Source organism: Dactylosporangium sp. CA-139114 (genome assembly GCF_050955725.1).
Lineage (GTDB): Bacteria > Actinomycetota > Actinomycetes > Mycobacteriales > Micromonosporaceae > Dactylosporangium.
In genome coordinates this window covers 9,626,308-9,640,143 of sequence record NZ_CP192080.1, presented here as the reverse complement: position 1 = coordinate 9,640,143, position 13,836 = coordinate 9,626,308, and the positions used below count along the sequence as shown (strand labels likewise).

The window sequence follows — 13,836 nt, the reverse complement described above, 5'->3', positions numbered from 1 at the left end:
TACGCGCTGCCCAACCATGGATCACGGCTAGTCATGAACCCATGGAAGGGGCCCGCATGCCGAGCAGAAACCGGGGCGCACTGGGCGCCGCATCCGCCGCGATCATCGCGATCGCGGCCGGAGCGGTCGCGCCGGGCGGGCCGGCGGTCGCAGCCACCACCCCGACGGCCACCGCCGCCGGCCTGACCCGCGTCATCGTCGAGTACGACGATCCCGACGCGGCCGCCCTCGCGGTCTCCCGCGCCGGCGGCAAGGTCGGGCGGCCGCTGTCCGTCGTGGACGGCTTCGTGGCCGAGGTACCAGGTCAGCGACTGTCGGCACTCAAGACCGCGCCCGGCGTGCGCGGGGTGACCGTGGACGGCACGGTCTCCCTCTCCGCCGCCCGGTGGCGCGCCGAGGGCGACTCCAACTCGATGTTCAGCGTCGTTCGCGCCACCGGCGCCCTCGACGTGTGGAAGAAGGTCGACTCGACCGGCCGGAACATCGCCGGCACGGGTGTCGGCGTGGCGCTCATCGACTCCGGCGTCTCGCCGGTGATGGGCCTCAACGACACCACCCGCATCGTCAACGGCCCCGACCTGTCGTTCGAGTCGCAGGCTCCCAACCTGCGCTACACCGACACGTTCGGCCACGGCACCCACATGGCCGGCCTCATCGCCGGGCGTGACCCGCTCACGAACCTGCTGGCGGTCCGCGACCCGAGCACCTTCACCGGCATGGCCCCGAACGCGACGCTGATCAGCGTCAAGGTCGCCGCCGCCGACGGGGCCACCGACGTGTCCCAGGTGATCGCCGGCATCGACTGGGTCGTGCAGCACCGCAACGACCCGGGCCTGAACATCAAGGTCCTCAACCTGTCCTTCGGCACCGACTCCAACCAGGACGCGAAGCTCGACCCGCTCTCCCACGCGGTGGAGTCGGCCTGGAAGAAGGGCATCACCGTGGTCGTGTCCGGCGGCAACGACGGCACCAGCCGCAGCAACCTGTCGATGCCCGCGGTGAACCCGTACGTCATCGCGGTCGGCGCCGCCGACTCCAAGGGCACCGACCCGCGCGCCGACGACGTCGTGGCCGACTTCAGCAGCCGCGGCAACGCCACCCGCTCGGTCGACCTGACCGCTCCCGGGCGCTCGATCGTCGGCCTGCGCGACCCCGGCTCGTACGTCGACGTGAACTACCCGACCGGGCTCGTCCCCGGCGACACCACGGGCCGCTACTTCCGCGGCAGCGGCAGCTCCCAGGCCGCGGCCATCACCTCCGGCGCGGTCGCGCTGCTGCTGCAGCAACGCCCGTCGCTCACCCCGGACCAGGTGAAGAAGCTGCTCACGAGCACCGCCGACGCCATGCCCAAGGCCGAGAAGCTCGGCAGCGGGGCGGGCGAGCTGAACATCAAGCGGGCCATCGACGCGCCGACGCCGACCACGGCCGCGGCCGCCCAGACCTGGACGGCGTCCACCGGGACCGGCTCGCTGGAGGCGTCCCGCGGCACCGCCCACGTGGCCGACCCGACGAGCGGCGTCGAGCTGACCGGCGAGCAGGACATCATGGGCCTGGCGTGGAACGGCACCACCTGGGGCAAGGCCGCCACGGCCGGCACCGCGTGGAGCGGCGGCGCGTGGAACGGCGCGGCCTGGACCGGCTCGGCGATGAGCACCGGCCTGTTCCCGGGCCTGCCGACGGCCCAGACCTGGAGCTCGGTCAACTGGGTCGGCACCAACTGGGACGGCCGCACCTGGAGCGGGCGCACCTGGAGCGGGGCCACCTGGGACGGGCGCACATGGAGCGGCCGAACTTGGTCAGGAAACACCTGGAGCGGCCGAACTTGGAGTGGGAGCTACTGGTCCAGCTCCATCTGGCAGTAACGCCGCATTAACCGTACAAACAGGGCGATGATGACGAAAGTACGCGGTTGGGGTCGCCCGGATGCGCGGGTCGCGACGCTCAGTCTCTGGCTGGGCGTCGCGACCGTCGCGGCGCACGCGCTGCGTATCCGGACCGTCGGCCTGCCCACCGCTCCCGATGCGGTACCCCTCGCGATCCTGCTCGTGGCCTTCGCGCTGACCGAGGGCTTCGCGGTCCACGTCCGGGTGCGCCGCGGCGGCCACGCGATGAGCCTCAGCGAGATCCCGATGGTGCTGGGGCTGCTGTCGGTCGACCCGACGCTGCTGCTGTGCGTGCGCCTCATCGGCGGGGTCGTGGGCCTGTCCGTCCTGCGCCGCCAGCGCGGCGTCAAGCTCGGCTTCAACATCGCGCTCCTCGGGGCGCAGACCACGGCCGCGGCCGTGCTGCTGCGCGCCCTCGCCGGACCCGTGCTGCCCAGCGGGCCCAAGGAGTGGCTGTACGTCCTGATCGCCATGCTGCTCTCCGACGTGATCGCCGCGGTCCTCGTCACCGCCGTGATCGCCCTGCACGACGACCCCAGCGAGTGGCGCCGGCTGCCGAGCGCCCTGCAGGGCCTCCCGCTCGTGGCCATCACCACCAGCATCGGGCTCATCAGCGCCCTCGCCATCGAGCGCGACGCCCGTGCCATCGCGCTGCTGGCCATCGTCTCCGCCGTCACGTACCGCGCCTACCGCGCCTTCGTCCACCAGAGCCAGGGCCACCAGCAGGTGGAGGAGCTGTACGCGTTCACGCGCGCCCTCGACGGCCCCCTCGACACCCGCGGCGTGGCCCGGATCGTGCTCGAGCAGGCCCGCGACCAGCTGCGCGCGGAGCGGGCCGAGCTCATCGTCCCCGACGCCGACGGCGCCCACGTGCGGCTGCGCATGCACGGGGCGAACATCTTCGACATCGGCACCGCCGAGGCCCTGCCCGAGACCGCATGGTGGCAGCCCGCCCGGGCCGGCTCGCCGGTGCTCGTGGCCAAGGGCAGTCGCGTGATCGGGTCCATCGAGGACGGCATCGCGGTGCCGGTACCGCTGAACGACGGCGAGTCCGGCGTGCTCCTCGTGGCCGACAGCCTCCCCGACATCCCCACCTTCGGTGAGCAGCACGTGCGGCTGTTCCAGGCGCTGGCCAACCACGCGAGTCTCTCGCTGACCAAGGCCCGGCTCCTCGACGACCTGCGCCGCGAGGTCGCGCAGAAGGAGCACCTGGCCAACTACGACCCGCTCACCGGCCTGCCCAACCGCCAGCGCTTCCAGGCGCTCACCGACCGGCTGCGCTCCGCCGGCACCCCCGTCGCCGTGCTCCTGATGGACCTCGACCGGTTCAAGGACGTCAACGACGCCCTCGGTCACGACGTCGGCGACCAGCTGCTGCGGCTCGTCGGCGAGCGCCTCCAGGAGCGGCTGGGCGACCGCGGCACGGTGGCTCGCTTCGGCGGGGACGAGTTCGCCGTCCTGCTGCCGAACATCCGCACGCGTGAGGTCGCCATCGCCGTCGGCGACGACCTCGGCGCCGCGATGGAGCAGCCGATCCCGATCGGGCACCTGCGGCTCAACGCGCGCTGCAGCATCGGCATCGCCCTCGCGCCCGAGCACGGCCACGACGCCAAGACGCTCATCCAGCGCGCGGACGTGGCGATGTACGTGGCCAAGACGACCCACACCGGCGTGCGCGTCTACACCAGCGACGACGACCGCAACAGCCCGCGCCGGCTCGCCATGGTCGCCGACCTGCGCGAGGCCATCCAGCGCCACGACCTCGTCGTGGTCTTCCAGCCCAAGCTGTCCACCGCGACCGGCGCCGTCGTCGGCGCCGAGGCCCTGGCCCGCTGGCACCACCCCGTGCACGGCTTCGTCCCGCCCGACGAGTTCATCCCCCTCGCCGAGCACTCCGGCCTCATCCGCCCCCTGACCCTGCACGTGCTCGAGGTCTCCCTGCGCCGGTGCGCGGCGTGGCGGCGCGCGGGCCACGACATGCACGTCGCCGTGAACCTCTCGCCGAACTCGTTGCAGGAGTCGGACCTGCCCGACATCGTGGCCCGCCTGCTCGGCCAGGCCGGCGTCCCGGCCAGCGCGCTCACCCTGGAGATCACCGAGAGCAGCATCATGGCCGACCCGACCGGCGCCCTCGTGATCCTCGACCGGCTGCACGCGCTCGGCGTGAAGCTCGCCATCGACGACTTCGGCACCGGCTACTCGTCCCTGGGCCGCCTCCGCGAGCTGCCCATCCACGAGGTGAAGATCGACCGCTCCTTCGTGCAGCGCATCGCCGTGGACCACCGCGACCGGGCGGTGGTGCGCTCGGCCGTGCAGCTCGGCCACGCCCTCGACCTGATGGTGGTGGCGGAGGGCGTGGAGGACGAGGAGACCCTGCACCATCTGCGGCAGGAGGGCTGCAACCTGGTGCAGGGCTTCTACATCTCCAAGCCGCTGCCCGCGGACGAGTTCGCGAACTGGCTCAGCGCGCGCGTCGGGGTCGCCTGAGTTCTCCTGCTCCGGCACTTGGCATAACGTTCCGGTTCATGTGCACCGTGCTCCTCCGGTTCGACCCCGACGCCACGTGGCCGGTCCTCCTGGCCGCGGTCCGCGACGAGTACCTGGCCCGCCCGTGGGAGCCCCCGGCCGAGCACTGGCCGGGCCGCTTCGGCGGCCGGGACAGCACCGCGGGCGGCACCTGGCTGGCCGTGGACCCGGCCCGCCCGAGCGTGACGGCCCTGCTCAACGGCTACCCGCCGCTCCCGCCGGCCGGCGACCGCCCGACGCGGGGCTCGCTGCCGCTGGCCCACTTCCCGCCGGAGGACGACGTGCTGCGCTCCTTCGACGCCTTCCACCTGGTGCGGGCCGAACCCACGGAGATCGCGGTGACGTCGTGGGACGGCGCGCGGGTGACCCACACCCTGCTCGAACCGGGCAACCACGTGATCGTGAACCAGGGCATCGACGTCAACGCGTTCGCCCCGCTGGCCACGGCTTCGACCCCGGATCCCAAGCCGGGCCTGTCGTCCCTGGAGGCCTGGGGCGACTGGCTGGCCCTGCTGGCGGGCGGCGAGTTCACGGGCGCGGCGGAGCGTCCCCTGCTGATCCGCAAGGAGGTGGCGGGGCTGCTCTACGGCTCGGGTTCGGCGGCGCTGGTCGCGATCGGTGAGCCGGGCGTGCGCTACGACTTCACCGCGAACCCCGGCCCGGAGGCGGCGTGGTCGGAGATTCCACTACCGAACTGATGGCAGGCCGGCCGCCTCGAGCGAGGACTGCCACAGGCGGGCCGCGCGGTCCCGGCCGGTCGAGCGCGGGGTGGCCGGGAAGAGTTCGCGGCGGAAGTAGTAGCCGCCGGGCACGAGCTCGCCCGCCGGGGCGTCGGCCAGCCACCGCAGCGTGTCGGCCGCCCGCTCCGGCGTGGTGGACAGCACCGGGATGAGCTTGCCCAGCATGAACAGCGGGCTGCTGGACGCGAACCGGCTGCGCACCAGGCCCGGGAAGAACGCGGTGGGCAGCACGCCGTCGGGCGCCCAGCGGTGTGCCGCCTCGCGGGTGAAGAGGATGTTGGCCTGCTTGGAGGAGCCGTACGCCAGCCAGCGCGCCCGGTGCGCGAGGGAGGCCCTCAGCGGGTCGTCGACGTCGAGGACGCCCCAGGCCTCGGCCAGCGACGCGGTGGTGATCAGCCGCGAGGCGCCCGCCGCGCGCAGGTGGCCCCTGAGCTCATGGGCCAGCAGGAATCCCGCCAGGTGGTTCACGACCAGGGCGCGGGGGCCGCGGTACAGCCCGCCGGCGTTGTTGACCAGCACGTCGATCCGGTCGCAGGCCGATTTGACCTCCTCGGCGGCCCGGCGGACCTGGCCCAGGTCGGCGAAGTCGGCCCGCACGGGGACGGAGCCGGGTAGCTTCGCGGCGACCGCGGACAGGCGGGACTCGTCGCGCCCGAGCAGGATCAGGCGGTCGCCGGCCCGGGCGAAGCGGCGGGCCGCGGCCAGGCCGATGCCGGCGCTGGCCCCGGTGAGCACGACCGTCCGCGGCAGGCTCACCGCCGCCTCGAGTGGCGTATTGCCGTGAGGACCACCCACACCGAGACCGCGACCAGGGCCGCCCGCTCCATCACGCCCGTGAACAGGGAGCGGCCGGCGAAGAGGATGCCGGCGGCCGAGAGCAGCAGCGGGGGGTAGGCGACCGCGATCCCCAGCCGGCCGGTCCAGCGGTCCGGCGGAGGTCGCAGGGAGTACAGGAGGATGGCCAGGGCGCACAGCAGCAGCGCGGCGATCGCGGCCACGGCGTGGACCAGGTCGCGGGCCGCCGGGGCCTCGTAGGGCGGCAGCGGGCAGCCGGGGCTGCAGTGCACCGCGCTCGACACGGCGGCCAGCGGGGCGGCCAGGGCCAGCGAGGCGGCGATCAGCCAGCAGGACCGCCGGGCCGGGATCGCCAGCAGGGCCAGCGACAGGGCCAGGAACAGCATGCTCGCCGCATACAGCCCGGCGTGCGGGGCGCCCGGGACGCCGGACTCCGACACGTAGGTCGCCGGCGGGGAGGTCGCCACCGCGGCCGTCAGGCCCGCGGCGCCGGTGCAGCCCGTTGCCGCGGATGCCGTTGCGGACCAGCGGGGGATCATCGCCCCAAGACTAACGGTGATGTTGGTGAACCACCGCGTGACCGCGGCCCCTCGCGATCAGGAAGCGGTTCACCGGGACCGTCACCGCGAAGGCCAGGACCAGGGAGATCAGCAGGCTCAGCCAGAACCGGGCGTCGGCCAGGCCGGCGTCCAGCGCGCCGGGAATGGCCAGGACCACGCCGTTGTCGACCAGCTCCATCGTGGCGATCGAGGCCGTGTCCGCGGCCAGGACCACCGGGAGGGCCGCGCGCAGGGTCAGGCCCGCCGACCGGACCGAGCGCAGGGTCAGCGCGTAGCCGAAGGCGAAGGCCAGGGCGATCGACACGATGATCGTCGTCGTGTTGCCCCAGCCCAGGGCCGTGCCCAGGACCATGCCCGCGACCTCGCCGATGGCGCAGCCGGTCAGGCAGTGCAGCGTCGCGGTCACCGCTTGTCGCGTCAGGGATTCCATGGCTCGAACCATATACCCCCCAGGGGTATCGTCCAAGTAAAAACGGTGTGTCTCGATCTCCAGGGGCCTTCTGCCAGGGGCTCGACGGCCCTACCGTCTCTGTATGGAACTGGAGCTGCGGCATCTGCGGGTCGTGTGCGCGATCGCCGACGCCGGCAGCGTGACCAAGGCCGCGTCCGCGCTCGGACTCGCCCAACCGGCGCTCACCGCCCAGCTGCAGCGCATCGAGCGCGCGCTGGGCGGGGCGCTGTTCGAGCGGGACCGGCGCGGCGCGCGGGCGACGCCGCTGGGGGAGCTGGTGCTCGCCCGGGCCCGGGTGCTGCTGCCGGCCGTGAAGGGACTGCAGGACGAGGCGACGCGCCTGGCCAGCGCGGCCGAGCCGGCGGGGCGGTACCGCATCGGGGCGGTCAACGGCCCGATCCTGGGCGGTCTGGTGCGCCGGATCACCAGCAACCACCCGGCCGCCCAGGTCACCACGCACGCGTCGTGGTCGGCGTCGGAGCTGGGCGACCTCGTGCTGGCCGGGAAGCTGGACTTCGTGCTCGTCGGCGCGTGCGGGGACGCGCCGCCGGTGACCGACCGGGGGCTGGCCTGGCGCGTGGTCGCGGCCGATCCCGTCTTCCTGCTGCTGCCCGAGGGGCACGAGCTCGCGGGGCGGGACGAGGTGGAGCTGTCGGAGCTGGCCGAGGCGCAGTGGGTGGCCGCGCCCGGGGACGGCTGCTTCTCGGCGTGCCACGCGGCGGCCTGCGCGCGGGCCGGGTTCACCCCGAAGGTGCTCTTCGAGACCGAGGTGCGCGGAGCGATCGACCTGATCGAGTCCGGCGACGCGGTGGGGCTGTGCCAGGCGACGCTGCGGCCGATGGCGGGGCTGGTCACCGTGCCGATCGCGGGCGCGCCGCTGCACTGGCGGCAGATGCTGGGCTGGCTGCCCGACGGCCCCGCGGCGGATCTGGCGGGTCAGGTGTGGGCGTACGCGATCGAGGCCTACGCGGATGCCGTCCGGCGCAACGAGCGCTACACGAACTGGCTGGGGCGGCACCCGGACCGCAGGGGGCTCACGCTGTGAGCCCCCTGCGTCGCGGAGCGCGGCGGCGGGCCGTCAGCCCGTGAAGGTCGCCGTGATCTGCGTGAACTGCCAGGTGTTCTGGGCGATGCCCGAGCAGTTCGACACCACGCCCCCGCCGGCGCAGCCCCGGTCGCGGTTGACCGACCAGAAGGCCAGGCGGGCGAGGTGGTTGTTCTGCGCGTAGTCGCGGATCTGCTGCCACTGCGCGGGGGTGGTGTTCTCCTGCTGGTCGGACAGGCCGTTCATGCCGGAGATGCCCATGTGCTTGTAGGCGGTGGCGTCGTCCCAGCCGAAGGCCGACTTGAGCATGGTCTTGAGGCCCTCGGAGGCGCTCACCGTGCTCTGGTACATGTTCGCGCCGCCGCCGAAGTCGAACGGCATGATCGTGAAGACGTCGATGTTGGCGCCCGTCGACGCGGCGCGGCTGATGAGCTGCTGCGCGTAGTAGCCGGGGCCGGTCGTCGCCGTGCCGAAGGTGACGATGACCTTCAGGCTCGGGTTGTTCTGCTTGACGATCTTGAGCGCGTCGACGATCCGGTTGCGCACCGTGTCGTTCTCGAACTCGTCGGTGTTCTCGATGTCGATGTCGATCGCCTTGAGGCCGTACGTGTTGATCACGGTCTGGTAGGCGCCGGCCAGGGCCTGCGGGGTGGAGCAGTTCGGGCCCAGCTTGTTGCCGGACCAGCCGCCGAAGGACGGGATCACGTCGCCGCCGCCGGCGCGCACCTGGTTGATGACGGTCTGGTCCACGCCGCCGGTGAGCGGCCGGCTGCCGTCCCAGGCCGGGTTGCAGCCGCCGCTGGCGAGCACGAACGCGAGCGTGAACCACTTGATGCCGGTCGCCTGCTGGACGGTCTGCGGGTTCGGCGGGTCGCCCCACTGGTACAGGTACGGGGCCGCCGCGCCCCCGGCCGGCGGGTTGGTGGTGCCGCCGGTGGTGGTGGCCGTGACGCTGTTCGACGCCGCGGACTCGCCCTGGGCGTTGTACGCCTTGACCGTGTACGTGTGCGTCGAGCCCGCCGCCAGGCCCGAGACCGTGGTGCTGGTCCCGGTGACCGTCGCCTTCACCGCGGTGCCCTCGTAGACGCGGTACCCGGTCGGGCTCCCCGTCGAGGCGTTCCACGCCAGCGCGAGGCTGGTGTTGGTCGTGGCCGTGACCCGCAGGTTGCCCGGCGCGCCCGGGGCGCCCGGCGTCGTGGTGCCACCGGAGCAGGAGGCACCGTTCAGGGTGCAGTTGGCCGGGTCGCCGCTGCCGGAGGCCACGAAGCCGAAGCTGGCCGTGCCGCCGGGGGCGATCGTGCCGTTCCAGCTGTTGGTGACGACGATGTGCCCGGTCGAGCCGGTCCGGTTGCTGTCCCACGAGGAGCTGATGGAGGTGCCGGAGGGCAGGTCGAACGCGACCGTCCAGCCGTTGATCGTCGATCCGGTGCCGTTGGTGATCGTGTACTTCGCCTCGTAGCCGGTGCCCCAGGTCGAGGTCTTCGTGAACGTCGCGGTGGCGGCCGCGGCGAACGCCGGCGCTTGTGAGATGACGGTGGCCGCGGCGGTCGCCAGGACGGCCGCGATCACCCCGATTCGCAGTCTCCGCACGATGGTGTGTCCTGCCTCGGGTAGAAGGGGGTTAGGCGCCCTTGGCGGGGAAGATTACGCGAAGGTTTGTTAACAGTAAAGGTCCCGATCAATCACTTGCCAGGACGGATACGCTCTGCGATGTGGAGGAAGCAAGGGGCGCGCTCGTTCAGGAGGCGGCCCGTCGCTGGCGGTCACAGCTGATCGACCTCGGCGGCCGCAACACGCTGCTGTACTACCGCGACCTGCGCGCGGGCACGCTGGACCTGACGAGCGCCGATCCGGTGGCCCAGCAGGCGCTGCTGGGCGGGCGCACACTGCCGCTCGGCCAGCTGTTCACGGAGCCCGACGCCCACGCCGCCGCGATCAAGCGGGCCCGCACGATCCGGAACAAGGCCCGCGAGCTCACCGAGGAGCGGGGCATCGAGACGTGCTTCGCCGCGATCGGCAGCGCCACCTGGACCCCGGCCCCCGGCGCCGGGGCCGCGCCGGCCGCCCCGGTGCTGCTGCGCTCGGCCCAGCTGCGCGCCCGCGGCGCGGCGGAGGACGACTTCGACCTCACGCTGCAGGGCGACCTGGAGCTCAACCCGACGCTGCTGCAGCTGCTCGAGGAGGACTTCGGCATCCGCGTCGACGCCGACGAGCTCGAGGAGCTGGTCAGCTACGCCTCCGGATTCGACCCCCAGCCGCTGTACGAACGGCTCGCCAAGGAGACCGCCGGCCGGGTTCGCGGCTTCGCCGTCACGCCCCGGTTCGTGCTCGGCACCTTCTCCTACGCCAAGCTGCCGATGGTCACCGACCTGCGGGTCGGCGCCCGGGCGCTGGTCGAGCACGACGTCATCGCGGCCATCGCCGGCGACCGCGACGCCCAGGCCGCGCTGCGCCCGGCGTCGGGCATCGCCGTGCGCGACCCCGACTGGATCCCGCCGGAGGACGAGTTCCTGGTCCTCGACGCCGACTCCTCGCAGAACTACGCGATCAACGCGGTCCTCGCCGGCCAGCACAGCGTGATCAAGGGCCCGCCCGGCACCGGCAAGAGCCAGACCATCGCCAACCTCATCGCGTCGCTGGTCGCCCAGGGCAAGCGGGTCCTGTTCGTGGCCGAGAAGCGCGCGGCCATCACCGCCGTGACCGACCGGCTGACCCGGCGCGGCCTGGGCAACCTGGTGATGGACGTGCACGACGGCACGACCTCCAGGAGAAAGGTCGCCGCCGACCTCAAGGCCGCGTTCGACTCCGCGGCCCGCATCGCCCAGCCCGACCTGGCGGTGCTGCACGAGACGCTGACCGCCCGGCGGGCCGCGCTCAACGACCACGACGAGGCCATGCACCAGATCCGGGGCCCGTGGGGGATCTCGGCGTTCCAGGCCCAGAACGAGCTGATCCGGCTCAACGCGCTGGTCACCCCGATGACCGCCGTCCGGCTGCGCGGCCCCGTCCTGGCCGCCCTCGACGAGGCGGGCGCCCGGCGCATCCGCGAGCAGCTGCGCGACTACGCCACGGTCGGCGGGTTCGCCCTGACCGAGCAGCAGTCCGGCTGGGTCGGGGCCGAGGTCCACACCCCGCAGGAGGCCCAGGCCGCCTTCGACCTCGCCGAGCGCCTGTCCGGGCGCACGCTGCCCGAGGCGCGGCCCGCGCTGGAATACGTCGCGGCCCAGACCGGCCTGCCCCGCCCGGTGAACGTGACCGGCTGGCGGGCGCTGTTCGCGTTCCTCGAGCAGATCGCCGCCACGCTGCGAAACTTCCAGCCGGAGGTGTACCAGGCGGATCTGCGCCCGTACCTGCAGGTCGCGGACCTGGGCTGGTGGGCCCGGCGCAAGCTGCGCAAGCAGGCCGCCCGGCTCTGGCGCGGCGGCGGGACCCCGAGCGCCGAGCAGCTCTTCGAGGGCCTGGCCGTGGCCCACCGCCAGCGGGAGCAGTGGGGTGGCGTGCCGCGGCTCCCCGACGAGCTGCCCCGCGCCCGCGCCGCGTTCGACGCGCTCGACCGGGAAGTGCAGCAGCTGCAGCGGTACTGCGTGCACATCCCCCTGCTCACCATGGACCTCGACGGCCTGGCCCGCACCGCGCAGGCCCTGGCCGCCGACGAGCGCACCCTGCGCCGCGTGCCCCGCCTCAACGAGCTGGCCGACGCGTTCGCCCGGGCCGGCCTGCACGAGCTGGTGGACGACCTGCAGGCCCGCCGGGCCGATGCCGACCAGGCCGCCGCGGTCTTCGACGCCTGCTGGCACGCCTCGATCCTGCAGCACCTGAACTTCACCGACCCGCGGGTGGGCGCGTTCGACGGGCCCCTGCACGCGCGGACCGTCGCGGAGTACCGCGACGCCGACCACCGCCACATCGACGCCACCGCCACCCGCGTGCTGCGGGCCGTGGCCGAGCACATCACCAAGGTCCGCGACGAGCACCCGGACGAGAGCCGCCTCGTCGAGCACCAGGCCAACCTGAAGCGCCGCCACCTGCCGATCCGTCAGCTCTTCGCGGCGGCCCCGCACATGCTCACCGCGCTGCGGCCCTGCTGGGCGATGAGCCCGCTCGTGGTCTCCCAGCTGCTCCCGCCCCAGGCCGACCTGTTCGACGTGGTCGTGTTCGACGAGGCCAGCCAGGTCACGCCGGCCGACGCCGTGCCCGCCCTGCTGCGCGGCCGGCAGGTCGTGGTCGCCGGCGACGAGCACCAGCTCCCGCCGACGTCGTTCTTCATGGCCGCGGAGGAGAGCGGGGGCACCGATCCGCTCGGGGTCAACCCGGACGGCTCCATCGACCTGTCCCTGACGTCCGGATACGAGTCCATCCTCGACGTGCTGAGCGCCCTGCTGCCCGGATACCTGCTGCGCTGGCACTACCGCAGCCAGGACGACCGGCTGATCGGGTTCTCCAACGCCCACATCTACGAGGGCTCCCTCGTCACCTTCCCGGGCGTCGCGGGGGAGGGCAGCGTCTCGCACGTCCACGTGTCCGGCTCGGCCGAGGGGTCCGGCTCGGCCGACGAGTCCGCCCCCGACTCGGTGACCGCCGAGGTCGACCGCGTGGTGGAGCTGATCCTGCAGCACGCCCAGGTCCGCCCGAACGAGTCGCTGGGCGTCATCACGATGGGCATCACCCACGCGGAGCGCATCGACCTGGCCCTGCGCCGGGTGCTGGCGGCCCGCCCCGAGCTGCACGCCTTCTTCGCCGAGACGGCCGCGGAGCCCTTCTTCGTCAAGAACCTCGAGCGCGTCCAGGGCGACGAGCGGGACGCGATCATCCTGTCGATCGGCTACGGCAAGAACGCGCAGGGGCGCCTGCTGTACCGCTTCGGCCCGCTCCTGCTCCCGGGCGGAGAACGCCGCCTGAACGTGGCCGTGACGCGGGCCCGGCGCCGGATGACCCTGGTGAGCTCGTTCACCGCCGCCGACATGGACCCGGCCCGCTCGACCAGCGACGGGGTGCGGCTGCTGCGCTCCTACCTGGAGTACGCCGAGTCCGGCGGCACCTCGCTGAGCACCGCCGCCGCCGAGCGCCCGGCCCTGGGCGCCTTCGAGGCCGACGTCGAGCGTCGCCTCACGGCCGCGGGCATCCCGGTGACCCCGCGCTTCGGCGTGGCCGGCTTCGCCATCGACTTCGCCTGCGCCCACCCCACGAACCCGAACGAGATGGTGCTGGCCATCGAGACGGACGGCGAGGCGTACCACTCCGCGAGCACCGCCCGCGACCGCGACCGGCTGCGGCAGGAGCAGCTCGAGCGCCTGGGCTGGCGCTTCCACCGCATCTGGTCGACGGACTGGTTCGCCGACCCGCAGGCGGAGACCGCCCGCGCCCGGGCCGCATACGACGAGGCCGTGGCCGCGGTGGAGGCCCGCCGCACGAACGAGCCGACGGTCGTGCTGCACCTCGACGAACCGGCGCCGGAGCGGCCCGCGTCGCCCCGCCCGCCGTTCGAGCCGGGTCGCCCGATCGCCGACTACCCTCACGCCCTCCTCGTGGACCTGATCCGCTGGATCGAGTCCGACACGCTGCTGCGCACCGAGGATCAGGTCGTGGAGGAGGCGCGCAAGCAGCTCGGCTTCAAGCGCGGCGGCTCGCGCATCAACGCGGCGCTGACGGCCGCCCTGGAGGAGGCCCGCGGCGAGTCCTCGTCCGAGCCCGCCCCGGCACCCGACCCGGCCCTCGACCCGCAGGAGCCGGACCCGGACCGCACGCGCGTCCTGCGGGTCGAGGACGCCGACCCGGACCGCACACGCGTCCTGCCGGTCCAGCGCCCCGAAACCGACTGACTCCCCGCGGGCGCGGG

General features: G+C 73.3%; 9 protein-coding genes. 5 read left to right on the top strand and 4 right to left on the bottom strand.

The window, feature by feature from the left end; all coding sequences use genetic code 11:
* Positions 1-56: 56 nt before the first annotated feature.
* Genes ACQP2P_RS43295 through ACQP2P_RS43285 form a run of 3 tightly spaced genes read left to right on the top strand, consistent with a single transcriptional unit; the run spans position 57 to position 5,107 of the window.
* Complete coding sequence (locus ACQP2P_RS43295; protein ID WP_433611101.1) at positions 57-1,862, top strand: S8 family serine peptidase; 1,806 nt, start codon at positions 57-59, stop codon at positions 1,860-1,862.
* Between the two features lie 27 nt (positions 1,863-1,889).
* Entirely contained in the window at positions 1,890-4,370 is a 2,481-nt protein-coding gene (locus tag ACQP2P_RS43290) for a putative bifunctional diguanylate cyclase/phosphodiesterase (protein WP_433611099.1), read from the top strand.
* 38 nt (positions 4,371-4,408) lie between these two features.
* Positions 4,409-5,107 carry an NRDE family protein gene (locus ACQP2P_RS43285; protein ID WP_433611097.1) on the top strand — a complete coding sequence of 233 codons (699 nt, stop codon included), beginning with the start codon at positions 4,409-4,411 and terminating at the stop codon, positions 5,105-5,107.
* Here ACQP2P_RS43285 and ACQP2P_RS43280 read toward each other — a convergent pair.
* From ACQP2P_RS43280 to ACQP2P_RS43270, 3 genes are read right to left on the bottom strand one after another with little or no spacing between them, the layout of a single operon-like run.
* Positions 5,096-5,905 (bottom strand): SDR family NAD(P)-dependent oxidoreductase, encoded by an 810-nt coding sequence (locus tag ACQP2P_RS43280; RefSeq protein ID WP_433611095.1) that lies wholly within the window; start codon positions 5,903-5,905, stop codon positions 5,096-5,098. The two genes, ACQP2P_RS43285 and ACQP2P_RS43280, sit on opposite strands and share 12 nt — an antisense overlap.
* Positions 5,902-6,483, bottom strand: coding sequence for a DUF998 domain-containing protein (locus ACQP2P_RS43275; protein WP_433611093.1), 582 nt, complete (start codon positions 6,481-6,483; stop codon positions 5,902-5,904). The genes ACQP2P_RS43280 and ACQP2P_RS43275 overlap by 4 nt, the downstream gene beginning before the upstream one ends.
* Before the next feature lie 10 nt (positions 6,484-6,493).
* The gene (locus tag ACQP2P_RS43270) at positions 6,494-6,934 is read right to left on the bottom strand and encodes a DUF4396 domain-containing protein (protein ID WP_433611091.1); all 441 of its coding nucleotides are present in this window, start codon (positions 6,932-6,934) and stop codon (positions 6,494-6,496) included.
* A 103-nt stretch (positions 6,935-7,037) separates the two neighbouring features.
* Here ACQP2P_RS43270 and ACQP2P_RS43265 point away from each other — a divergent pair, with 103 nt between their 5' ends.
* Positions 7,038-8,000, top strand: a complete 963-nt coding sequence (locus tag ACQP2P_RS43265; protein WP_433611089.1) for a LysR family transcriptional regulator — start codon at positions 7,038-7,040, stop codon at positions 7,998-8,000.
* Positions 8,001-8,033: 33 nt separating this feature from the next.
* On the opposite strand, the gene ACQP2P_RS43260 is transcribed toward ACQP2P_RS43265, so the two are convergent.
* Positions 8,034-9,590, bottom strand: a complete 1,557-nt coding sequence (locus tag ACQP2P_RS43260; protein ID WP_433611087.1) for a cellulose binding domain-containing protein — start codon at positions 9,588-9,590, stop codon at positions 8,034-8,036.
* Between the two features lie 122 nt (positions 9,591-9,712).
* Between ACQP2P_RS43260 and ACQP2P_RS43255 the strand changes: the two genes are divergently transcribed.
* A complete protein-coding gene (locus ACQP2P_RS43255; RefSeq protein ID WP_433611085.1) occupies positions 9,713-13,819 on the top strand; it encodes an AAA domain-containing protein in 4,107 nt (1,368 codons plus the stop codon).
* Positions 13,820-13,836 lie beyond the last annotated feature (17 nt).

Coding starts and splice junctions, on each gene's coding strand:
- ACQP2P_RS43290 (WP_433611099.1), top strand. CDS start 1,890: ATGATGACGAAAGTACGCGGTTGGGGTCGCCCGGATGCGCGGGTCGCG.
- ACQP2P_RS43295 (WP_433611101.1), top strand. CDS start 57: ATGCCGAGCAGAAACCGGGGCGCACTGGGCGCCGCATCCGCCGCGATC.
- ACQP2P_RS43285 (WP_433611097.1), top strand. CDS start 4,409: ATGTGCACCGTGCTCCTCCGGTTCGACCCCGACGCCACGTGGCCGGTC.
- ACQP2P_RS43270 (WP_433611091.1), bottom strand. CDS start 6,934: ATGGAATCCCTGACGCGACAAGCGGTGACCGCGACGCTGCACTGCCTG.
- ACQP2P_RS43265 (WP_433611089.1), top strand. CDS start 7,038: ATGGAACTGGAGCTGCGGCATCTGCGGGTCGTGTGCGCGATCGCCGAC.
- ACQP2P_RS43275 (WP_433611093.1), bottom strand. CDS start 6,483: ATGATCCCCCGCTGGTCCGCAACGGCATCCGCGGCAACGGGCTGCACC.